The following is a 21,515-nucleotide window of genomic DNA, read 5'->3' on the forward strand; positions in this document are numbered from 1 at the left end:
CTTACGCACGAAAAAAAATAGCCGATATTTAAAGTATGAAAACATTAAAAGAATATTTTAACGAACTTAATGATAATCGTCAGTCTGGCAAAGTAAAACATCTAATCAGTGAAATATTGGTAATAGCACTGTGTGCTGTTTGTAGCGGAGTTCAAACTGTATTTGAAATAGGGGAATTTGCCGAAGTAAAAAAGGATTGGCTAAAAAATGAGGTAGGACTCTTGTTAGAAAATGGCGTTCCTTCGCACGACACCATAGGAAGAGTCCTTGCGATGATTAATCCCAAACAATTTCAAAGCCTTTTTATCTCGTGGATTGAACAATCCCTTAATATTCCAGCAGGTTCATACATTCACATTGATGGAAAAACATTACGTGGAAGTGCAAGTGAACAAAGCAAGGGCATTCATTTAGTAAGTGCATTTGCTCACGAAGCGGGAGTTGTACTAGGACAAATAAAATGTGCTGAAAAATCGAATGAAATCACAGCAATTCCTGAACTCCTTAACCTTTTAAAACTAAAAAGCTCGATAATTACTATAGATGCCATGGGTTGTCAAAAAGAAATAGCAAAAGAAATCACAAAGAAAAAATGTGATTATGTATTGGCTCTAAAAGAAAATCAACCGGCAGCGTATAATGATGTAAAAGATTATTTTTCTATAGAAGATAAAGACTTTCAAAACACACTTTTAAGATTTGAAACCTTGGATATAGGGCATGGCAGAGAAGAAAAAAGAGAATACTTTCTTTCTTCTAATATAAACTGGTTTGCAGATAAGAATAAATGGGCAAATTTAAAGAGTTTTGGAATGGTCAAAAGCACTGTAAGGTGCAAAGGCAAACAATACAGTGAAAAGCGTTACTTTATTAGCAGTATAGAGGATATAAATGAGTTTGTAACAGCTGTAAGAACACATTGGACAATAGAAAACACCTTACACTGGTCGCTGGATGTAATATTTAGAGACGATGAATGTCAAATTCGAGAAAAAAATACTGCTGAAAACATAGCAATTTTAAGGAGGATTTGCTTTAATCGAATGAAAATGTATCAAAACGGTAAAACTCTGAAAAGGAAGAAAATGCTTTGTACTTTTGATGATTCATTTAGGTTTAATGTTTTATTTAGCTAAGGAATTCATGCGTAAGCCGTGCCGTGAAGCGGAAAGGTAACTTGTCCAACCCCGCTGCAACTTCTTCTACCCAGAGTTCTCCATACGGTGTGTATTCTATATGCTCGTATTGTTTACCTCGCCAATCTGTTACGAATTGTGCGCTTCCAAGGTGGTCTGAATGGTAATAATACCGTTTGGCTTTTTGCTCGTCATTGTCGCCTTGGTTATCTGTGTGCGTCATCTCTTTTGAAAATATACGGGCATCTACTGCGTCGCACGGCAAAAAAGTGTCCTCGACGTATACCCGATACGCCTGCGGTACTTTTTTGCCTAACTCCTTGTATCTGCTCCGCCTATTTTCAAAAGTCCTGTCAGTGGGGTTGTTTAGTAAATTTAAAAGTTTAAACCCCGATGTTTTGCCGAATGGCAAAACTCGAAGCTCAAAGGTGCCTAAGCAGCTTTGAGCTTCGGACTGCTGACACTTGTGTATTATCATAATTATGTAAAAGTACACAAGTGTCAGCATCGCGCTTTTCAGGGCTCCGCTTTCGCTTCGGTATCTTTCCGCAGAAATTACTGCGGAAAGATGTACAGCAAAAGCAATTTTTATAAATTGCTTTTGCTCCCTTGCAATCGCTGTCCGAAAGAGATAGTTAGGTTGTGGATAAATGCAAAATTTTGGTTTCATAGTTTTTCTCTTATCAGTTTCTATAAAAAATAGTTTGCTAATAAATTATCACTATATTTAGCTTTATTCAAGAAACTCATTTCCCTAAATCTAAATATGACTTCTACTGTTTATACTTAGGAACCGATGATATTATTTTCTTTTTTTCTCTGCTCATATTCGTTAAAACTGAGTTCATTCACACTGCAAATAATATTCAATATATAAAAATTACCTTTTCCATCATCATACAATGAAGCTATAAAATAAATACTAAGTATTTTTTCGTGACATTCTATAAAAATACTCTGAAAATAATCAATAAGCTGATTATATGGTAGTAATGTAGCTATAGCCTCGTGATCAAACCCATACGGTCTATGCATCTCAGGCTTCTCTTTGCCAATAATATCTCCAAGAGAGAATACTGTAGTCAATGATTTAAAACAAACAGCCGGAGATTCAGTATCAAATGAGTCGCTCTTAAAAATTACTTCTTCTATATCATCAGGAATACAAGAATAAGATCCTATATTGGGATTCTCATAGGCACTGTACGGCTTTTCCATACAAACACTAACCTTGCTTTCATAAAATAATGAAATGAATTTTTCTTCAGTTAATGTTTTAATATTATCAATAACACCTTGCATATATTGTTCAACTTCTTTCTCTTTCTTTCGAGAAACTCTCTGCTTCCAAAGGATTCCCATTGAAAAAGCATCGCAATAAAAAAACAACAACATTATAAATATTATGCCTAATTTACTATTTAATCTCAACTTTTTCACCTCTCCTTTTAGTTATATCTTTATAATGCTCTCTCCAAGCTTTCCATGCTTGATATCTACTATTAGAATTATTCTCTTTTTTCCAATTTTCTTTCCATAATTTTTTGTATTCTTTGAATACAGTTCTTGTAAATGCATTGCAATCATTTATCAGAATTTTGTATTTTTGCTTCGCACTGTCATTATTATGTTTACCATTTGGTAATTTACCCCCAAATCTTTCCATATCCAAAGCATTTTCAACAGCTTGCTTAGTAATGTTATCATCCATATTTGTATATTTTATGCTATACTGTCTATCCTCAACATTTTTCAGCTCATTATACTTAATTCCTTGATTCCGACCTAAATGATGTACCATTCCATAAGAGTCCTTAAACGTTTTCAATTCACCATAGTCTACCAAAGAATGTTTGGCGAATTCAAAAATTTTTCCAAGCTTAGAGGCTATCTTATATGCTTTGACAGTTCCATTAGAATTAATCCTACGAGATAAAATTGATGCCTCCCCATCCGGATCAATATACTTCACCGGATTATTCCCTGCATAGTGGTACACGTGAAGATTAACAACATTAAACACGCCTCCCATACCGGGTAAATTCTCGTTATGTTTCTTAGCTTCATTGTCAATGGGTGCTTTAGGTATGTAATCATTAAGTGCAGGATCCCCTGACAACCATCTACTATACTTAGGATCAAGGTACCTTGCACCATAATAGTACAGCCCCGTCTCTTCGTCAAGCTCTTTACCCGTAAACCTAAACGGTAATTTGTCTAACCCTGCTGCTACTTCCTCGACCCACAGCTCTCCGTAGGGTGTATACTCTATGTGTTCGTACTGTCTGCCTCTCCAGTCGGTTACGAATTGTGCACTGCCGAGGTGATCTGCATGATAGTAGTATCGTTTTGCTTTTTGCTCTTCGTTGTCGCCACTGTTATCGGTATGTGTCATTGCCGTTACAAGGCGGCTGTTACCAACAAAGATATGCTTGTGCACCCGTAAACCTTGCGGGTTGTTTTGGTCTTGGGTTGGTATGTGTATCGTAAAGAAGTTATTAAAGTATAAGGTTTCGCTTCGCCCCTCGTCTGTGTATTTTAAGGCTCTTTGTCCGTCTTCGCCATAGCGGTAGTGGACTGTGTAGTTTTTGTCGCTCGATTTTGTTAAGAGGTTTCGCTCGTTCCAGGTGTAGTTGCGCCTGTAAGCAAATAGGTCTTGCGGGTTTGATTGTTCCGTTTCTTTAGGTGCGTCAAGACCAAATCCGTAGTCGGCACCGTATACGTCTTCATTTTCAAAGTATGAGTAGGTAAAGGTAAATTCTTCTTCGTCGGTAAAGGGACCATCTTTTTCTGCCGTGATGTTGCCGTTGGCGTCATAGCGATAATTCTCTTTTGAAAATATACACGCCGTCTGCGGCGTCGCTTCAAAAAAATTAATCCTCAACGTACATAAAGTACGCCTGCGGTTAATTTTTTCTCGCTCCTTGCATCCAACATGTCTATTTTCAAAAGTCCTGTCAGTAGGCTTGTTTAGTAAATTTAAAACTTTAATCCCCGATGTTTTGCCGAATGGCAAAACTCGAAGCTCAAAGGTGCGTAAGCAGCTTTGAGCGGCGGACTGCTCAATTTTGTTTTTTATCAGTATGAAGAAAACAAAATTGAGCACCGCTCTTGCTTCGAAGCTGCGCCTATCGGCTTGCTGCACCAATACCGCTCCAATCTTTTTGCTGCACTTGCCTTCACAGGCAAGGCTCTTCCCTCCGGTCAGAGCTTGCTTTTCGATTATGCAAATCGCAAAAAGGATTTTTGCTTCAATAGCTGTCCGAGAGAGATACTTGGGTTCTTTTAATAGATAACCAGTTTTCATTTTCTCCTATTTCTTTTAGTAGTTTTTTTTGCTTCTGTATTTCCGTTATTTACTGCTTTTTTTATCCAAAAACTGCTGCGAAGTTTATCAAATTCACTTTCACTGTTTCTTAGCATTTTTGCATATTTCAACATACAATCATTATTTCCATTTTGAGCACCTATTCTATACCAATATGAAGCTTTATTTTTTTTATTTATCCCTTCATAATATTTTCCAAGCGAATACGCTGCTGTTCCGGAACCTCTCAATGCTCCGTCTTCATAAAAAAACACCTGTTCTTCTTTTAATTTTTCTATCGGATAATCACTATTATTTGCCATAGTAAAAACTATTTGTTTTTTTCTACTATACTCCACACTCGAAAGTGCCAGTTCAACCCCCCTTGCCGCACTCATATACAGCCAAAACAAGCCTCTTTTTAGATTACCTAAATTATAACATTCCTTAATAGTATAATAAATATATTGTCCGCGAGGGGTTGTATTATTTTCAACTAAAATTTCAAGCCAATAGTTCAGTTTTGATATTCGTAATTCATTATTAATATTCTGAATGTACCCATAATGGTCAACTAAGGCATCTACTGCACGAAGGTCTCCTTGTAATGCAAGTTTTTCTTTTTCAAAGAGCTCCATATTGTCTTTTATAACAAAACAATTGGAATTACGTTCTCTCTCTTCTAGATATATGATATCATCATCATCAATATTTCCTACCTCTTCTGCTAAATATCTGAGAATATCATCATCAATATTTCCCAGTTTTTCTTTTAAATATCTGAAAACATCATCAGTATTTTGAGAAAAAAGTAAACACATATTTAATAAACAAAAAAAGAAATATATTTTTTTCATTATTATTTTCCTCCAATAAATTTATATTGTTCTCCGGTATCAACAGAAGTATATGGAATACTAGTTTTTCTATTACCTGATATATTTGAGCGTATGAAAATACCGGATTTAAAATTGACAAATCCTGTCGATGCAATAACAAGAGCACCTTCTCCTAAAGCATCGGCAACTTTTTTTGCAAAACAATCTTGAGAATTATCAATATTTTGAGGGTCTTGCCCACTATTACAAATCCATAATACAACAGGCTGACCATTATAGTTTGGATTCGACTTTATCATTTCAGCAAGCTTTTCAGGAGATAAAGGAGCTCTATCGTCATAGTTTAAAGAACCATCTGTACCACAAGACGAAGCAATATCTCTATTACCATGAGTTGCTACATAAAAGAAAGCAGCATACTTATATGCCCTTGAAGCTGCTTGTCTCATATTACCAAATTCAGGTTTACTTTCATCATAGAAATCTTGTTTTGGATTAGCTGTAAATAAGTTTAAATCAACACCTTGTTTTTTTGAAGTAGCCCCCAACGACTTAGCTAAGTCATCTTCCATATTTCTCCCATCCGGGTCAGTATACTTCACCGGATTATTCCCTGCATAGTGGTACACATGCAAGTTTACCGTGTTGTATATACCGCCCATACCCGGTAAGTTTTCATTGTGTTTTTTTGCTTCATCGTTTACCGGAGCTTGCGGTATGTAGTCATTTAGAGCCGGGTCTCCACTTAACCATCTTGAATACTTCGGGTCTAAGTACCTCGCCCCATAGTAGTAAAGCCCCGTTTCTTCGTCAAGCTCTTTGCCTGTAAACCTAAAGGGCAGTTTATCTATTCCAGGTGCAGTCTCTTCAATCCACAGTTCTCCATAGGGTGTGTATTCAATATGTTCGTATTGCCTGCCTTTCCAGTCTGTTACGAACTGTGCACTGCCTAAGTGATCACTGTGGTAGTAGTACCTCTTTACCTTCTGTTCCTCATTATCGCCTTGGTTATCCGTATGCGTCATTGCGGTTACAAGGCGGCTGTTACCGACAAAGATGTGCTTATGCACCCTTAAGCCTTGCGGGTTATTTTGGTCTTGCGTTGGTATGTGTATTGTGAAAAAATTGTTGAAGTAAAGCGTCTCGCTTCGCCCCTCGTCTGTGTATTTTAAGGCTCTTTGTCCGTCTTCACCATAGCGGTAGTGTACTGTGTAGTTTCTGTCGCTTGATTTTGTTAAGAGGTTTCGCTCGTTCCATGTGTAGTTACGCCTGTAGGCAAATAGGTCTTGCGGGTTTGACTGTTCCGTTTCTTTAGGTGCGTCAAGACCGAAGCCGTAATCTGCACCATAAACGTCTTGTTCTTCAAAATAGGAGTATGTAAATACAAACTCTTCTTCGTCGGTAAAAGGTCCGTCTTTTTCTGCCGTTATGTTGCCGTTTGCGTCATAGCGGTAGTATTCTTTTGAAAATATACACGCCGCCTGCGGCGTCGCTTCAAAAAAATTAATCCTCAACGTACATATAGTACGCCTGCGGTTAATTTTTTCTCGCTCCTTGCATCCAACATGTCTATTTCCAAAAGTCCTGTCAGTTGGGATGTTTAGTAATAAGCTTTCGCGTAAGCAGCTTTGAGCGGCGGACTGCCGGTATTTGTGTACTATCAATACTATGCAAAGGTACACAAATACCGGCATCGCGCTTTTCGCTCCAATCTTTTTGCTGCATGGGCTTTTTTCAGGCGGTGTTTTTACGCTGTCGCTCCAAAAACCGCATTTGATTAAATACACCGCAAAAAGGATTTTTGCTTCAATCGCTGTCCGAAAAATGAGATAGTTGGTTTGTGAATAAATGCAAAATTTTGTTTTCATTATTTTTTCTATTTACCTTAAAAGTTTTATCAAGTAGTTTTCAATTTTCTCCTACAATATCATATTTCGACCATTTACATATTTTATCTTATAGGATAACAAACAAGAATCCATTATATTCATTAAATTCAGTCTTCTCCTTTAGTATCTTAAATATTTATACTATAATGAGGAAATCATTTATTGATTCTATCTAAATATGTCAAAACACCTTGCAACTTACTTATTTGTAATTTATTCAATTTTTCTGAATTTAATAAATCGTAAGCTCTTTTTCTTGCAATATCATATTGCTTAGAATGAGCAACTTCGGTCATTACAAACTGTACAATTCCCCAATCTATAAGTTTTCTTTTTGCCCTATTATTTTTTACCTGCCAATAAAAAGAATTATATGCCTTTTCATAATTTTTTTATAGTATTCCACAAGAAACATAGTATAATGATATGCTTAACATTCGCCATGTCTTTCTTTTAATGCCTCACAGTTTTTCTGTATAATATCATATCTTTTTTTACCAACCCAAAAAAATTGTTTAGTAATAAATAAAATATCTTTTAAATGCATTTAATCCTCATCTTCAAAAATATAATTAATTACAACAATAACATATCTTTAATCTATTCCCAGTATTATTCCCCCCCTCTATTTTTAATAAAATATCTACACAATGCTATAATAGCGACTAATATCTCTAAAAGAATAAGCAGTAAAACAGCAAAACAGCATACCGCAAATGTAGCTTTTGATTTTAAAGGCATCTCAATTTTTAACATCTTTATAATACAACCAATAAAAAATCTCATTATATTCTTTTCATACAAAAATAAAGCAAAAAATATAAGATATGCAAGAACCACTATCAAATTTATTTTATCATGAAATTCAAAAATAATATCATCAAGTCTTTTTCTCATTATGTTTCAATCATTCCTTCATTAAATGTTGAATTTCTCCAGCAATAATCTCATCTCTAGCAGTATTTATGAAATCTTTTATTAATTCACGCCCCGCTGAGTGTTTATATAAATATCCATCAGGAACAGTTATCATTTGTTTTATTTGTTTCTCTGTAAATTTTAATGGAGTTTGTATAAATCCAGATATAGCACCTGAAGCTCCATTTGTTTGAATATTCTCACCAAGTCCTTCCAATAAAGGAACATCGGTATCATTGATCATATTGTTAACTCCATTCGATATAGCAGTAGCAGGTACACTTGCTACAGAATTTACGAATGCACTACCTAAAGCTTGAAATCCTCGCTTTGCAAGGTTAGGAGCTAATTTAGTTGCCGTATTTGCAATACCAGGCATGGTTAATCCGTTTACAAAACCTAAAAACCCTGATGCAGCAACTTCACCAATATTTACATCAGTAAAGGCAGCAGCGCCTCTTTTCCCATCATAAAAATTATTAGCAACCTGATAGCCATAATTCACGGTAGCACTAATCCCACCTTGAATCAAGGCTTTACCAACATAAATAAGTGCAGCACTTAAAACTTTTCCATCCGGATCAGTATATTTAACCGGATTATTCCCCGCATAGTGGTAAACATGCAAGTTTACTGTGTTGTACACCCCGCCCATTCCGGGTAGGTTCTCATTATGCTTTTTTGCCTCATCATCTATCGGAGCTTTTGGTATGTAATCATTAAGTGCAGGGTCGCCTGACAGCCACCTACTGTATTTCGGATCAAGGTAACGCGCTCCATAATAGTAAAGACCTGTCTCTTCGTCAAGTTCCTTACCTGTAAACCTAAAAGGAAGTTTATCAATTCCGGGAGCTGTCTCCTCTATCCAGAGTTCCCCGTAAGGTGTGTACTCTATATGTTCATACTGTCTGCCTTTCCAGTCGGTTACAAATTGCGCACTTCCCAAATGGTCACTGTGGTAATAATATCTTTTAACTTTTTGCTCATCGTTATCTCCGTGGTTATCTGTGTGGGTCATGGCGGTTACTAATCTTGAATTCCCTACGAATATGTGTTTGTGTACTCTTAACCCTTGAGGGTTGTTTTGGTCTTGTGTTGGTATGTGTATTGTAAAGAAGTTTGAAAAAGTCAATAATAGTGCATACCCTAAATTCCCTAAAATATAGTTTAAGCTGCCGGTTTTGATAAACCGGTTTCAAACAGTTCCCGATAAATCGCAGGAGGATAACCTTTCGGATTCATTGTGGTAATCCTTCGTCGGTTGTAGTAGACAATAAACCTCCAGACGATTTTCTTTACTTCTTCCCTTTTCAATTTTGTTGTATCTATGCGGTATAGCTTCTCCTTCTTGAGTGTCGCAAAAAAGGATTCCATTCTCGCATTATCATAACATTTTCCCACACCGCTCATGCTTTGAATTGCATGACGGCGAGCCAACTCAAGTTTGTACGCCTCACTCGTGTATTGAGAGCCGGCATCACTGTGATGTATGAGCCCATCAGCCTAGCTTTCTTAATTCATATGCCTCCTTTAGAGCTTTTATACAAAGCTCTTTTTTCATGTTGTCGTCCATCGCTACTGCGATTATCTCTCCTGCAAAGCAGTCCATCATCGGTGCAATATACAGCTTTCCATCTTTGCACGGAACCTGCGTTATATCGGTCAGCCATTTCTTGTTAGGAGCGTCTGCGCTAAAGTCCCCTTTAAGAAGATTTTCAGGCCTTTGCACCTTTCTGTCGGCTTTGGTAAGTCCATCAGGGCTTCTTCTGCTCTTATGAAGCAGATTCCCCTTCCTCATCGCTCTGATTATAGTCGAGCGAGAAACTTTTATGCCTCGCTGCTCAAGTGCTAATCGCATTCTCTGTATTCCATAATTATCGTTTTCAGGATCTTGTGAAAGAATCTTGTGTATTTCGACCAGAAGAAGTTGCCAGCGTTTCATCTTTGTACGGTTCCGTTTCCACTTGTAAAAACCCGTTTCGCTCACCTTTAGGGTTCTACACAGCTTTACAATTGACCACATTTTCTCTTTTGCATTTTCCAAAATGTAGCTGAATAACCCTTGCGTACTTACTTCTTCCGGTCTACGACGAAAAAACCGAGAGCGTCCTTGAGTATTTCGTTTGCTTTTTTCAGCTCCTGTATTTCTCGCTGCATGGCAAGCTCTCTCTCGTTTAACGGTGTTTTGTCCGATGCGATTCTCTCTTCCTTCGCCTTTCGGCTTCTCACCTTCCTCCACTCTGCAATCGTGTAATAACTGAGTCCCAGCTGTTCGGCTGCCTTTTTCACTCCTATCTCATCTGACAATAGCAGTGCCTGTTCCTTAAATTCTTTATTGTACTTGACCATATCTTCCCTTCCTTTATTTTTCGGGTTTTTAGGTCTGCACTTTTATGATAACGGTTCAGTTATTGAAGTATAAGGTTTCGCTTCGCCCCTCGTCTGTGTATTTAAGTGCTCTCTGTCCGTCTTCGCCATAGCGGTAGTGTACTGTGTAGTTTCTGTCGCTTGATTTGGTTAAGAGGTTGCGCTCGTTCCAAGTGTAGTTACGCCTGTAGGCAAATAGGTCTTGCGGGTTTGATTGTTCCGTTTCTTTAGGAGCGTCAAGCCCGAAACCATAATCTGCACCATAAACATCTTGTTCTTCAAAATAAGAGTATGTAAATACAAACTCTTCTTCATCTGTGAAGGGGCCGTCTTTTTCGGCTGTGATATTTCCATTACCGTCATAGCGGTAATAACGGTTAGCTGCCCTTATTAACTTGTGTGCATAAGCCGGGTCGTATTCGTAATTTAAACTATAATCAAGTTCAGCTTTGGGATAGGAGTTTCCTTGGGCACCGGGTATGTTTGTGGTGCTTAGTTTTTCTTTCATGTTGCCTATGCCATCAAAGGCAAAGGTTTGTCTGTACTTTGCAATGCTTACAGGTGTTGCACCAAAGCTTTTTTTGGTTTTGTATTGGTTACTTGTTCCTTCTACGTTTATAAGCTGGTAAAGATTATCGTATTTATATTCTTGTTTTGTTTCGTAGGCGCTTGCGTCATTATTATAGCCTAGGACGTTTCCTACTGCATCAAAATTATACTTTATTTTTTGAAAGACGTCTTGAGTTTGGTTATTCTTTGTTTCTATATGTATCTAACCAACGCCGTTTTTCATCATATTTGTACCGTGTTTCTACGCCGTTTCCATACTTTATATACACTCGCTGTGCGTGTTCGTCATCTTTTGAAAATATACGGGCATCTATGCTTCCATTTCCTTTTATTTAAAATTTTATCTATATCATCAGATATAATTTCTGTTTCTATACCGTTTTTATCTATCCAATAGGCATAAAGTCCTTTTTGGAATTCTGATGTGTTAATGTAACAAGAAAATTTCTTATTTATCTTTTCAAGTATTTTATTTATAAACTGAAAATTATCATAATACATTTTTAAAAACCAGCCGTCATCATGTGCAAAGGCTAAATATTCATTTAATAGCTCCTCAAAAATGATTTTATCAAATGGTTCTGTAATATGGTTAAAATAAAGCAGCTCCGCAACAGTTTTTTTTGAAAGTATAGGAAGTATTTCTCCCGTATATGGGACCCAAGAAAAATTTCCAAAACTATATATATCTTCTTTTAATAAACCGTCTATTTTATTAGACCTGATATAATCAAATCGGGTATTTAAATCATATTCTGCAATTTCAGATTCATGCGATAATAAAAGGTAATTTTTATTTTTATCTATGCTTACAATATCTTTAAATTCAATACCGGAAGCAATAATATAATTTTTATTTGGATTATTCCAAATATATACATACTCACGCATTCAAACCTCCGATTTACAACAAAGCTTTAAAAATTAAAGCTTCCATGAATAAATATTATTTTTTATAAACCTTAAAAGTTTTATACCTATATAAATTATCAAAACAAGTAATAATAGTATACTGCATATAAATACAAAAATATAAACAGGAAGCGTATGCAGTATTACCGAAAAAGTAACAACTATATTATTAAACATACCGTGTTTTTGCACTATACCTGAGGGCGTAATTTCTATAGGAAATTCAATGCCCCAACCCATAAATTCATAAAAAAACACTTCTATACTTTTATCCGAATCATAATTCCCGATATATATCACAGCATTATCAGAATAATTATTTAATTTAAACTTATAAATATTTTCAGCATTTAAACAACTTTCAATGTTTTCAGCAGATAAGTTTTTTCCATCTTGAAATTTATCTTTATGTATTATTCCTCCATAAAGATAACTTCCATTACCGGAAAAATTGACAAGGATATAATTGTCATTTACAAAATAACCATCAAAATTTTCTATCCTGCCAATAAAATAAGATTTAGCCTTGTTATTGCTGTTCAAGTAACCGGCAGTTAAAAATATAGCCATCGCTAAACCAATAGTTATAACTGCTAAAATAAAATAAAGTTTTTTAAACCGTAATTGTAACATAGCTAAACTTTCTCCCTAGTAACCCAATATTCTTTACAATCAGGAGTCCGCTCCAATAAGAATTTATCAAAAAGTTCACGCCTTAAAAGTGCGTAGTCGTTAAAAGTATGCCAAGATTTTAAAAGCTCATTTACTTCAATTTCAGAGTATTTTTTATCGGGATCGAATTTTTCTTGCAAATATTTTAAGACATTTATTTTGTCATAATTTTTTTTAGGCCACCTTACAATACGGCCGTTTTTATCAAGAAATTGAGAAATTTCTTGTTTTAACTCCAGATATTTCAATAACCGATTTCCTAACTCAATATTTTCTTCAAATTTTTCATTTTTAGCTTCTTTGATTCCTTCATCATATATTTTTTTCCAAGCATCATCATTGGGATAAGTATATTTTTTCAATATCCCAAGTACTATTTTATACAAACCCGATGATTTATCTTCATAACCGGTATTTTTTTCGATATTTTGCCATGCTTCATCGTACTTTTTTAAAATAATTTGAATACCGAGTAAATGAGCTAAAAAGAACTTTATTCTTGCATTATTAGATTTTTTTGCAGCATCCAAGGCCTTTTTATACATAAGCTCTGACTTTGAATAATCTTTTTTTAAATAATATATTTGACCCAAATACCAGTAATTCCACAAGTTTTCTTCATAATTATTTTCAGATAATTTCAATTTATTAGTAAAATATCTTTCAGCCTTTTCTATCTTATTTCCATATAAACAGCATAGGTACAAGCAATCTTCAATATCACCTCTTTCATCGGCACTTATTTTGTCTTCTTCCAAAATTTTAATAAATGCTTTTTCGGCACTTTCATAGTCTTTTAGATAATATTTACAAGCTGCAATAGATCTTTTTAAATACAATGCATCCGAAACGCTTAAATTTTCGACGATAATTTTTTCATAAGCAATTAGAGCTTCCTCATAGTTCCCACTTGATTCTAATCTTGCAGCAGCTATAATTTGTGAATCCATTGTATACCTACCTTAAAAATATAAATTTACAATCCATAGTGTACCTTAAAATCAATAAGCTCCATAAAATTATTAATATAAAATTCGGCTTGGTGCTGTTTATATTTTTTATCTTTGTCATATAAACAGGTTTTTAATCCTACAGCTTTTGCTCCTATAATATCGACTTTTTCATTATCTCCCACCATAAGCGTTTCAGAAATTTTCGCATTTAGCTGCATAAGCGCTTCGTAAAAAAATAGAAGGATTAGGTTTCATATATGTATTTTCATAGCTAAAAGTATAATTATCAATAAATGTGTCAAGCCATACCCTATTAAAAATTTCAATATATATTTCTTGAGGATACATGATATTTGAAACAACACCAATTTTACACTCCTTAGCCTTTAATAGTTTAAGGCAATCAATTACTCCTTCATTCGGATGGGCATAATTATAAAAATCAAGATAATCTTTTTTTAATATTTCGATAATTTCTTTATAAGAAATATGAATTCCCAATTCGTAAAATTTTAAAAACAAGGCTTCACAGATACGGTATTCTATTCTTTTAATTTTACTCTCATTTTCAACATAGTCATACCAAGGTAAAATCACTTCTTTATTGATTTTATCGGCAATAGGCTGACCATAAATATTTGCAACATGGGTTATCATGCGCTTATGGCCGGTTTTAAGTATTTCATCTTCATTCCATATTGGATTATGGAATTCCAATAAGGTAGAACCCATATCGAAAATGTAAAATGTATATTGTTTCATAGTGAGGATAATTTAAGCTTTCATTTTTCTATCAGTTTTCCGGATAAGTATTGATGTAAAATACTTGCAGCAAAAACTTCATATTGTACACCGGCTACGGCAGCTTTTTCTTTTAAATTATTTATATCTTGTTTATCCAGTACAATATCAAATTTTTCAGTTTGCATAATCATATCTTCAGCAGCTCTTGTAAAACCGGTACTAAGATCATAAAAATTTTTTACGGACTCCCATTCATTATTTTCTATTGATTTATACACTTCTTTTTTAGTATTCATTTTTACTCCTTTTTATAATATTTTACCGTATATTTTTTAACTCCGGTAAAATATTATAACTACAACTATTGTATCACTTTTATGAGTTTTTAACAAGAAATTCGGCATAATTTTTATTTCTCAATAGAAAATTATTTTGCATATTCATTCAATCTTCTTTTTTGCATATATATAATAGATGACTGGAAGTACCAAGCAATTCCCGTTTTTCACATGTCGCTAAGTGATATTTAACAAATAAGTCAAAGTCGCTATCCGGCATTTTAAAATCAGTTCTACCTTCTGCCGATTCCAAAATATTGTCTACAGCTGCCGTAGTCAGATACTTTGTCTGATGAGACTCAAAAAGCTGTTCAAATTCTGAAATATCATAGCCGGTAAATAGCTGTTCTTCAAAATGCTTAACTTTATAATCATCATCAAAGTTCATCTTTATGCCTGCGGCAAGATTTTCTTTAAGGTAATTGTTATTCATAATAGCATATACCGAAAGAAAGGCTGTCAAAATTATTCCGCCTTTTTTTGTAACGCGAATTGCTTCATCCAATGCTTTATGTACATCTTTTTTATCATATAAATGATACATCGGCCCGAATAATAATGTAATGTCAAATTGATTATCTTCAAATCTATCAAGATTTAAGGCATCTCCCTGATAAGAAACGATATTTTTAATACCGCTGCCGTTTTTTCTCAGCACCTCAAGATTGCTTTCTACCAGTTCAACAGCCGTTACCTTATATCCTTCTTTTGCAAGTGCAATGGAATACCTGCCTGTACCGGCACCAATCTCTAAGATTTTAGCTCCGGCTTTTGCATATCGGTGAATATAGTTCATTGTAGTAATATACTCCAATTGTCCATGACGGCTTCTGTCTAATCGGCTGTCTTCATCGGTATCAGCATAAAACGAATTTAATATTTCAATTCTCTTGCTCATAACTAGGTTCCTTAAAATAAAGTGCATAACCACGCTAGTGCAGCACAAATCGGAATATATACAATGTAATGAATAATATGTGGCTTCCAATTAAATCCAAACAAATGGGGGCCTACGATATCCTTAACTTCAGGATAAAAATTAGGGAAGAAATCAGAATGGCATAGAAGCACCCAATCGAAAAACACAATATCGAAAGTTTCCATTCCATAAAGCATAATTAAAAATCTTATAAAGAATTCGATAAAATTAAAATTATTATGTATTCCGTTCCATGCTCCAAATATAAATGAACTCAAAAAAATAAGAAAAGCAATTGCAATTATAATCCAACCGATTATATGGGCACCATGAAATCTTTCTTTTCTGTCGGGAACAGCATCATAAACTTCTTTAGGTGCTGAAGAAAAAACTTCTTATTCTGAACAAAAGCTACTCCTCCATACAACAAAAGAAAATAAAACACCATCAACATAAGAGTTGATATTATCGCTATTGCCATTTTATATACTCCTTATCTTTAGCATTAAAATTCACATTATTTTTTATTACGCACCATTTGCAGAGTAAGCAGGTGTTAGATGTTTTTTATTTATTAAATTTTTATACAGAATAAAATAATTTTTTTATTATATGATTCTACACATAGTGGAAAAACTATTTTGAAAAGCTAGTCGCGTATCTGCATCTTTTGTAACATTTTCAATGATAGAATCCAATAAGCTGAAAATTTCCCATCTTTCCGTTTTTGTTTTACTAGCGATTTTTCCAATTAATAAATCTTCTAGATCCTGCATTCTACTTCCTTTCCAAATTTTATCCGCAAGAGAAACACAAATATCTTCAATAGTTGATTTTTCTGACCATGTTGCATGTGTAGCAGCGAACTTTGCTTTTTCTTCCGGTACACCAAGCGAGATTAGCAATCGTTTTCCTTCCTGTTCGTGTTTATGACCTTCTTCTGAAAGCTCATTTGTGTGGATACATTTTCCAATGTCATGTGTAGCTGCAACAGACACAACAAGATTTTTATCAATGTTCAGAGTATTCCAAGTAACAGATATGGCATCAATTAATTTATTTGCAACATCGTGAACAAGCAGTAAATGAGCATATAATCGTGGCGGAATTCGGAGCTCACTAAAAATACACTCCACTTCATCGGGGAGAGAGAGTTGATTAAACAAAATTATACTCCTGCTTCATTTATCATAATTCTATACAAGGCTTTTACCTTGACAATATGAGGATTTTCCTTGTAGCACAATTGGATCAATACAAAGTCCACATAACATTCACTTAACCAGCATTTATGGCTCCTCCGCAATGTCAGGTTGAAGTGGGTGTTAGATTTATTTTTACTTTCAAACAGATTGACTATCAGCATACATAGACTGCATATTTCTTATAAACTTATCTACTTTGCTATTATTCATTCCCAATTTTCTGCTCTTTTCAATGTTATTCATACATTCTTCTTTCTTACCATTAACCATATTAATGATAGAAAGATTAAAATACGGAAGTGGATATTTACCATCAATATTTAAAGCATCGTTAATATATTTTTCTGCTTCTTCATATTGTTCTTTTCTTATATAAACAGTACTAATATTGTTTTTAACCATGGCTAAGATATCTATAGTATAGATAGAGAAAGACCATGTCATCCATAAAATATTTTTTTTCCATGGCTTTTCCTCAATACAGTGCTCAAATTTTAAAAAGTAATATAACGCTTTATCTAAATCATCTTTATCCAAATACTTTCTACCTCTGTAGAAATCTTGATAAAAGTATTGGTTTACTCTTCCGGGTATAAGCAAAAATAGAGCAATAAAAAGAGAAGTAATAAATCGATGCTCCTCGCTAGTATTTGATATAATCCAATAAACAATAATTCCCAGCAATGCAAGTATTATAACATAAAGTATTTTTAAACACAGTGTTCTACTCATTTTTAATCCTCCGCCCGAAGGGTCAACCTAACATCTGCTCAACCTGACATTGCCGTAAAGGCAATGTCAGGTTGAGCAGATGTTAGGTTATTTCTTCAATCAAGTCAAAATCTTTATCTCCGGTAATCAAAATATCAGAATCAGATAAAATTGCAGATACAAGAACCGGTAAATCTTTTATGTCTCGAATTTTTGGATATTGATTTTCATCAATTTTCTTAGGACTTTTGAATTCTTCAAACCTAATTCCATCAAAAAAAAACACTCAACAATTCTTTTTTCAATGGAAATTTCTTTTCAAAAACTTCCTCACATTCTTCTTTTGTGTATGAAGAAATTATCACCGTATGCTTTGCAAGCAAATGGGAAAAAACTCTAGCCGTTTTACCATTAGGAAAAAGTATCGTAGAAATAATGATATTTGTATCTACAAAAACTCTCAACGTGCTTTCCTTAATTCCTTGATATAAGTAATAACATCATCTTCCGTTTGAAAGCCTGCTTTTTCTGCTTCCCCTTGCATTTGATCTTGAACATTTGACAAAGTTATCTGAGAAGCGTTTGTAATATAAATTTTTCCTCTCCTTTCTTCAAAAAAAACTTTATCACCGGTTTTTAATCCAAGCAGATTTCTTATCGTAAGAGGAATTGTAATCTGACCTTTTGAGGTTACTTTTGCAAGTTCCATAAAACATCTCCTTACTTTCCTTACTTATACTATAATGCATACTTGCTGTCAATAACTTTTATTAAATATTTATATTCTTAATCACAGTTTTATATAACAAAAACCTCTAGATGAGTTTATCTGGAGGAATGTAGATTACTCTATGTTTTTAGCACATTAACATTTGTACTTTACCATGATTCACCGCCATAGCGATCTATAATTGTCTGTACCTTTCTTGTCGTCTCTGAAGAATTTTTACTCATCTCATTCAAATCAAGCGTAACTGAATCTGAGACATATCCCCCGCTGGCAGGCAACCCGCTAATTATTTTGTTTATCTCTTCTCTGGCGTTCCATGCAGTATCAAGGTTTTTAAATCTAAAACGTAATCCATCACTCATAATCATTACTCCTATAATATTTATTTTTAGATCGAATAAATGTTATAGGTCGGTTCCGCACCTGCCTGCCGTAGGCAGGTCAACCTAACATTCGCTTAACCTGCATTTGCGGCTTGTCCGCAATGTCAGGTTGAAGCGGGTGTTAGATTGGCCAAGTCGGTATTAATTTTCGTTTCTTGAGCTTCAAATAATAATCTTGATCAATGTATTTTACATATGAAAGCAATCCATTAATATAATTCTTCAATCCAAGAATAGAATTAAAACCTCTTTGTATCGAATGTCCTATTGGGTCTTTACATGAAAAAAACAAATGACATTCAAGACTAGTTCTAAAGTCTTTAGTTAATCTCAATTTGTCAGAATCAACTAATAAACCTAAAACTATTTTTCTTGCACCTGGATGAAGTATGTTAGTCTTTTGGGTATTAGGTTTTAAGCCATAATTGGGCAATAATCTATATACATACGAAATTAAAGTATTAGCATTTTTCATACCAAAGTTGGGATTAGTTGTTGAAAATATCAAATCATCTGCATATCTGGTATAAATGATATCACGTTCTGTCGTATATTTAGCAATAGCATAATCAAGATTTTTAACAATACAATTTGCAAGCATAGGGCTTGTTGGCGCCCCTTGTGGTAAATGACCTATTCGTTTATCTTGATATATTTTATACGTACGATAAGTTCTTGTTCTCCAATAATCATTATCATATTTTATTGAATCTAATCTATATGTCTTTGTGCAAATTCTTGCAAGCTCAAATGCGAGAAGTTTTGAATAACCGAGAGAATGAAAATATTCATATACTTGTATTTCTGATATCGACTCAAAAAAATGCCTAAGATCAATTTTTATTAGCCATTTACATCCAAGATGTGTTTCCGCACACTGTTTTACAGATTTTCCTTCAATAAATGCAAAGCTATATGGATTTGCTTCAGCTTTACTAAGTATAAATTTATTAATCCATTTTTGGACATGGAGTAATTTTTGAGAAGGTACTGATATCATCCTAAATCCACCGCTTCTTTTCTTTATTCTGAAATCACGATATGAATATTTTCTTCTGTCAACAAATAATTGCAATTCATGATATGGTATATCAGTATGATAAGCTAAATGACCTAGAGTCAGGATCAATGGCAAACGCTTATCAAGTATTTTATTAATAGAGGATATAGCATTATCAATTATAGTTTGCGAAATTCCTTTGCGAAGTCCTTCCTTTTTATAAAGAGCGGGTAACCAGTGATTATAAATAAATTATATTGTCTCTTTGTTCTGAAGTCCAAAACGACCTACCACTTCCAATAGCTTGAACAAATAGCACGGTTTTAACAAATTTTAATTCCTCTATTATCGATTTACCCATTAATGTAACAGCATAAGCACACACATTAATGTCAATATACCCTAACGAACACCAACTTTTAATTGTTTTATCATCATATAACCAATTACAAAAACTCCTTGATCTTTTTCCACTTCCAATTATATCATCGATACAAAATATATGGCGACACTTTTCTTTCCGCATCTGTGTTATACTAGGATGATCCAAAAAATTCGGATTTTTTCTTGAAATATCACGTATTAGATGTGCAAAAAGCCCTTCACTGCCAACTCCAGAATGACCATTTATTCGATTCGGTGAAGAATTTTCTGACAAATACATATTTTCTTCAACTTCTCGAACTACAAAAAGTGCAATTTTCCCTTTAGCCATATTATTTGAGAATTCTTCAAGAGTCTTCGTTAAATTCTCTATCAACTCTGCATTCGAAATGATAATGATACTATCCAAGAGTAATTGTGCTGTTGCTCTATTCTCTAGGCTGAATTGGTTTAACCATTTTTTTGCTTCTTTTGCTTCTATAAGTGCATTCATAGTGTATTATATCTTTACATTAGATTATTTTCTCGCATTCAACCTAACATTCGCTTAACCTGCATTTGCGGCTACTCCGCAATGTCAGGTTGAAGCGAGTGTTAGATTCATTATTAACCAATAAATAAATGGTATATGTAATAATCACGGCACTTATTACTACATATACTAAAATTACTTCCCTTTTTTATTTGGATTAAGCTGCCCGCCACGATTACCTTGATTTTGGTCATACTGGCGATTTGTTCCGGATGTTCCCTTGTTGGGATTTTGCATATTTGATTGATTATCAGTCGGTTTTATTGGTTTATTTTTGCTCATAGTATTCCTCCGTATCTATTTAAAAACAACGCGAATTTTAATCTTTCCATCAACAATATCGGATGCCTCTACCCTATATGACATTACCAAATTAGTTTCATACTCCTGCTTAACATCATTGATATACCAGTTTTCAACAACTTTACCTGTAGGTAAAATCGCTTCAAACATCAATTTATCCTTTTCTTGTATTTGACTTCCACTTGTTACATCTATATAAGGGTATGAATTCTTTTTTTTGCATTTTATACTTGCAGTATCAAATTCTATATTTCCTTTTACAGGATTTTTAGTTGTAAACCTAACTTTAAGATTTCCACTTATAATATCGGAAACTTCTACCCTATATGACATTACCGAATTAGTTTTATGTTCTTGTTTAACATCATTGATATACCAATTCTCGACAATTTTATCTGAAGACAAAATCGCTTCAAACAGCAATTCATCCTTTTCTTGTATTTGGCTTTCATTTGTTACATCCGTATAAGGGGATGAATTTATTTTTTTGCATTTTACACTTGTAGAATCAAACTCTACTATACTTTTTGTTGATATTCCGCCATTAGCCTGCGGACAACCAGTAATTAAAACTACTGCACTAATTGTTAAAACTAATGCTCCAACCATTGAAACTAATCTTTTTTGTTTCATCTTTCGACCTTCCTTCTTGCAATTATCTTTATTTTTCATCGAAAGAATGCTTTGATTGGTTCCGCTCATG

General features: G+C 34.1%; 24 protein-coding genes and 5 pseudogenes. 1 reads left to right on the plus strand and 28 read right to left on the minus strand.

Annotation, left to right across the window (positions count from 1 at the left end; genetic code table 11):
• The first annotated feature begins 35 nt into the window (after positions 1–35).
• Positions 36–1,136, plus strand: a complete 1,101-nt coding sequence (locus E4O00_RS06570) for an ISAs1 family transposase (protein WP_253677181.1) — start codon at positions 36–38, stop codon at positions 1,134–1,136.
• Positions 1,137–1,152: 16 nt separating this feature from the next.
• Here E4O00_RS06570 and E4O00_RS06575 read toward each other — a convergent pair.
• The 28 genes and pseudogenes from E4O00_RS06575 to E4O00_RS06710 form a co-directional block, all read right to left on the minus strand.
• Positions 1,153–1,806: pseudogene (locus E4O00_RS06575) on the minus strand (RHS repeat-associated core domain-containing protein); the annotation flags it as partial.
• A 116-nt stretch (positions 1,807–1,922) separates the two neighbouring features.
• A complete protein-coding gene (locus tag E4O00_RS06580) occupies positions 1,923–2,576 on the minus strand; it encodes a hypothetical protein (RefSeq protein ID WP_253679459.1) in 654 nt (217 codons plus the stop codon).
• A complete protein-coding gene (locus tag E4O00_RS06585) occupies positions 2,554–4,443 on the minus strand; it encodes an RHS repeat domain-containing protein (RefSeq protein ID WP_253679461.1) in 1,890 nt (629 codons plus the stop codon). Before E4O00_RS06585 ends, E4O00_RS06580 begins: the two co-directional genes overlap by 23 nt.
• Positions 4,440–5,300, minus strand: coding sequence for an SEL1-like repeat protein (locus E4O00_RS06590; protein WP_253679463.1), 861 nt, complete (start codon positions 5,298–5,300; stop codon positions 4,440–4,442). The genes E4O00_RS06585 and E4O00_RS06590 overlap by 4 nt, the downstream gene beginning before the upstream one ends.
• Before the next feature lie 2 nt (positions 5,301–5,302).
• Positions 5,303–7,150 carry an RHS repeat domain-containing protein gene (locus tag E4O00_RS06595; protein ID WP_253679471.1) on the minus strand — a complete coding sequence of 616 codons (1,848 nt, stop codon included), beginning with the start codon at positions 7,148–7,150 and terminating at the stop codon, positions 5,303–5,305.
• Positions 7,151–7,783: 633 nt separating this feature from the next.
• Positions 7,784–8,068 carry a hypothetical protein gene (locus E4O00_RS06600; RefSeq protein WP_253679473.1) on the minus strand — a complete coding sequence of 95 codons (285 nt, stop codon included), beginning with the start codon at positions 8,066–8,068 and terminating at the stop codon, positions 7,784–7,786.
• Between the two features lie 586 nt (positions 8,069–8,654).
• Positions 8,655–9,221 (minus strand): annotated as a pseudogene (locus E4O00_RS14215) (RHS repeat domain-containing protein); the annotation flags it as partial.
• Between the two features lie 35 nt (positions 9,222–9,256).
• Positions 9,257–9,526: an integrase core domain-containing protein gene (locus E4O00_RS06610; RefSeq protein ID WP_253678376.1), complete on the minus strand. Its 270-nt coding sequence runs from the start codon at positions 9,524–9,526 to the stop codon at positions 9,257–9,259.
• A gap of 61 nt (positions 9,527–9,587) precedes the next feature.
• The gene (locus tag E4O00_RS06615) at positions 9,588–10,133 is read right to left on the minus strand and encodes a DDE-type integrase/transposase/recombinase (RefSeq protein ID WP_253679478.1); all 546 of its coding nucleotides are present in this window, start codon (positions 10,131–10,133) and stop codon (positions 9,588–9,590) included.
• 26 nt (positions 10,134–10,159) lie between these two features.
• The gene (locus E4O00_RS06620; protein ID WP_210121237.1) at positions 10,160–10,438 is read right to left on the minus strand and encodes a transposase; all 279 of its coding nucleotides are present in this window, start codon (positions 10,436–10,438) and stop codon (positions 10,160–10,162) included.
• A 58-nt stretch (positions 10,439–10,496) separates the two neighbouring features.
• Positions 10,497–11,313, minus strand: a pseudogene (locus E4O00_RS14220) (RHS repeat-associated core domain-containing protein); the annotation flags it as partial.
• A complete protein-coding gene (locus tag E4O00_RS06630; RefSeq protein WP_253679495.1) occupies positions 11,312–11,917 on the minus strand; it encodes a hypothetical protein in 606 nt (201 codons plus the stop codon). The gene E4O00_RS06630 and the pseudogene E4O00_RS14220, both read right to left, overlap by 2 nt.
• A 33-nt stretch (positions 11,918–11,950) precedes the next feature.
• Complete coding sequence (locus tag E4O00_RS06635; protein WP_253679497.1) at positions 11,951–12,571, minus strand: hypothetical protein; 621 nt, start codon at positions 12,569–12,571, stop codon at positions 11,951–11,953.
• A gap of 2 nt (positions 12,572–12,573) precedes the next feature.
• The gene (locus E4O00_RS06640; protein WP_253679499.1) at positions 12,574–13,560 is read right to left on the minus strand and encodes a DUF2087 domain-containing protein; all 987 of its coding nucleotides are present in this window, start codon (positions 13,558–13,560) and stop codon (positions 12,574–12,576) included.
• A 26-nt stretch (positions 13,561–13,586) separates the two neighbouring features.
• The gene (locus E4O00_RS06645; RefSeq protein WP_253679501.1) at positions 13,587–13,781 is read right to left on the minus strand and encodes an HAD family hydrolase; all 195 of its coding nucleotides are present in this window, start codon (positions 13,779–13,781) and stop codon (positions 13,587–13,589) included.
• On the minus strand, positions 13,756–14,325 hold the full coding sequence (locus E4O00_RS06650) for an HAD family hydrolase (RefSeq protein WP_253679503.1): 570 nt from the start codon (positions 14,323–14,325) through the stop codon (positions 13,756–13,758). The genes E4O00_RS06645 and E4O00_RS06650 overlap by 26 nt, the downstream gene beginning before the upstream one ends.
• Before the next feature lie 20 nt (positions 14,326–14,345).
• Complete coding sequence (locus E4O00_RS06655; protein WP_253679505.1) at positions 14,346–14,603, minus strand: hypothetical protein; 258 nt, start codon at positions 14,601–14,603, stop codon at positions 14,346–14,348.
• Between the two features lie 148 nt (positions 14,604–14,751).
• A complete protein-coding gene (locus E4O00_RS06660; protein ID WP_253679507.1) occupies positions 14,752–15,543 on the minus strand; it encodes a class I SAM-dependent methyltransferase in 792 nt (263 codons plus the stop codon).
• A gap of 11 nt (positions 15,544–15,554) precedes the next feature.
• Positions 15,555–16,045, minus strand: a pseudogene (locus E4O00_RS14225) (hypothetical protein).
• Between the two features lie 127 nt (positions 16,046–16,172).
• Entirely contained in the window at positions 16,173–16,730 is a 558-nt protein-coding gene (locus E4O00_RS06665; protein ID WP_253679509.1) for an HD domain-containing protein, read from the minus strand.
• Between the two features lie 177 nt (positions 16,731–16,907).
• The gene (locus E4O00_RS06670) at positions 16,908–17,501 is read right to left on the minus strand and encodes a tetratricopeptide repeat protein (protein ID WP_253679511.1); all 594 of its coding nucleotides are present in this window, start codon (positions 17,499–17,501) and stop codon (positions 16,908–16,910) included.
• Between the two features lie 82 nt (positions 17,502–17,583).
• Positions 17,584–17,944: pseudogene (locus E4O00_RS14230) on the minus strand (putative toxin-antitoxin system toxin component, PIN family).
• Positions 17,941–18,189, minus strand: a complete 249-nt coding sequence (locus E4O00_RS06685) for an AbrB/MazE/SpoVT family DNA-binding domain-containing protein (RefSeq protein ID WP_253679517.1) — start codon at positions 18,187–18,189, stop codon at positions 17,941–17,943. Before E4O00_RS06685 ends, E4O00_RS14230 begins: the two are co-directional and overlap by 4 nt.
• Positions 18,190–18,359: 170 nt before the next feature.
• The gene (locus E4O00_RS06690; protein ID WP_253679519.1) at positions 18,360–18,572 is read right to left on the minus strand and encodes a hypothetical protein; all 213 of its coding nucleotides are present in this window, start codon (positions 18,570–18,572) and stop codon (positions 18,360–18,362) included.
• 142 nt (positions 18,573–18,714) lie between these two features.
• Positions 18,715–19,722, minus strand: a complete 1,008-nt coding sequence (locus E4O00_RS06695; protein ID WP_253679521.1) for a reverse transcriptase family protein — start codon at positions 19,720–19,722, stop codon at positions 18,715–18,717.
• Between the two features lie 112 nt (positions 19,723–19,834).
• Positions 19,835–20,470 (minus strand): phosphoribosyltransferase-like protein, encoded by a 636-nt coding sequence (locus E4O00_RS06700; RefSeq protein ID WP_253679523.1) that lies wholly within the window; start codon positions 20,468–20,470, stop codon positions 19,835–19,837.
• A 174-nt stretch (positions 20,471–20,644) separates the two neighbouring features.
• Positions 20,645–20,791: a hypothetical protein gene (locus E4O00_RS06705; RefSeq protein ID WP_253679525.1), complete on the minus strand. Its 147-nt coding sequence runs from the start codon at positions 20,789–20,791 to the stop codon at positions 20,645–20,647.
• A gap of 15 nt (positions 20,792–20,806) precedes the next feature.
• Entirely contained in the window at positions 20,807–21,445 is a 639-nt protein-coding gene (locus E4O00_RS06710) for a hypothetical protein (RefSeq protein ID WP_253679527.1), read from the minus strand.
• Positions 21,446–21,515 lie beyond the last annotated feature (70 nt).

This window comes from Treponema sp. OMZ 788 (genome assembly GCF_024181245.1).
In the GTDB taxonomy this organism is placed as follows: Bacteria; Spirochaetota; Spirochaetia; order Treponematales; family Treponemataceae; genus Treponema_B.

Bases quoted from the DNA above. Each gene is read 5' to 3' on its own strand.
- E4O00_RS06570 (WP_253677181.1), top strand. From the start codon at position 36: ATGAAAACATTAAAAGAATATTTTAACGAACTTAATGATAATCGTCAG.
- E4O00_RS06585 (WP_253679461.1), bottom strand. From the start codon at position 4,443: ATGAAAACTGGTTATCTATTAAAAGAACCCAAGTATCTCTCTCGGACA.
- E4O00_RS06590 (WP_253679463.1), bottom strand. From the start codon at position 5,300: ATGAAAAAAATATATTTCTTTTTTTGTTTATTAAATATGTGTTTACTT.
- E4O00_RS06595 (WP_253679471.1), bottom strand. From the start codon at position 7,150: ATGAAAACAAAATTTTGCATTTATTCACAAACCAACTATCTCATTTTT.
- E4O00_RS06600 (WP_253679473.1), bottom strand. From the start codon at position 8,068: ATGAGAAAAAGACTTGATGATATTATTTTTGAATTTCATGATAAAATA.
- E4O00_RS06620 (WP_210121237.1), bottom strand. From the start codon at position 10,438: ATGGTCAAGTACAATAAAGAATTTAAGGAACAGGCACTGCTATTGTCA.
- E4O00_RS06630 (WP_253679495.1), bottom strand. From the start codon at position 11,917: ATGCGTGAGTATGTATATATTTGGAATAATCCAAATAAAAATTATATT.
- E4O00_RS06635 (WP_253679497.1), bottom strand. From the start codon at position 12,571: ATGTTACAATTACGGTTTAAAAAACTTTATTTTATTTTAGCAGTTATA.
- E4O00_RS06640 (WP_253679499.1), bottom strand. From the start codon at position 13,560: ATGGATTCACAAATTATAGCTGCTGCAAGATTAGAATCAAGTGGGAAC.
- E4O00_RS06645 (WP_253679501.1), bottom strand. From the start codon at position 13,781: ATGCAGCTAAATGCGAAAATTTCTGAAACGCTTATGGTGGGAGATAAT.
- E4O00_RS06650 (WP_253679503.1), bottom strand. From the start codon at position 14,325: ATGAAACAATATACATTTTACATTTTCGATATGGGTTCTACCTTATTG.
- E4O00_RS06655 (WP_253679505.1), bottom strand. From the start codon at position 14,603: ATGAATACTAAAAAAGAAGTGTATAAATCAATAGAAAATAATGAATGG.
- E4O00_RS06660 (WP_253679507.1), bottom strand. From the start codon at position 15,543: ATGAGCAAGAGAATTGAAATATTAAATTCGTTTTATGCTGATACCGAT.
- E4O00_RS06670 (WP_253679511.1), bottom strand. From the start codon at position 17,501: ATGAGTAGAACACTGTGTTTAAAAATACTTTATGTTATAATACTTGCA.
- E4O00_RS06685 (WP_253679517.1), bottom strand. From the start codon at position 18,189: ATGGAACTTGCAAAAGTAACCTCAAAAGGTCAGATTACAATTCCTCTT.
- E4O00_RS06690 (WP_253679519.1), bottom strand. From the start codon at position 18,572: ATGAGTGATGGATTACGTTTTAGATTTAAAAACCTTGATACTGCATGG.
- E4O00_RS06700 (WP_253679523.1), bottom strand. From the start codon at position 20,470: ATGAATGCACTTATAGAAGCAAAAGAAGCAAAAAAATGGTTAAACCAA.
- E4O00_RS06705 (WP_253679525.1), bottom strand. From the start codon at position 20,791: ATGAGCAAAAATAAACCAATAAAACCGACTGATAATCAATCAAATATG.
- E4O00_RS06710 (WP_253679527.1), bottom strand. From the start codon at position 21,445: ATGAAACAAAAAAGATTAGTTTCAATGGTTGGAGCATTAGTTTTAACA.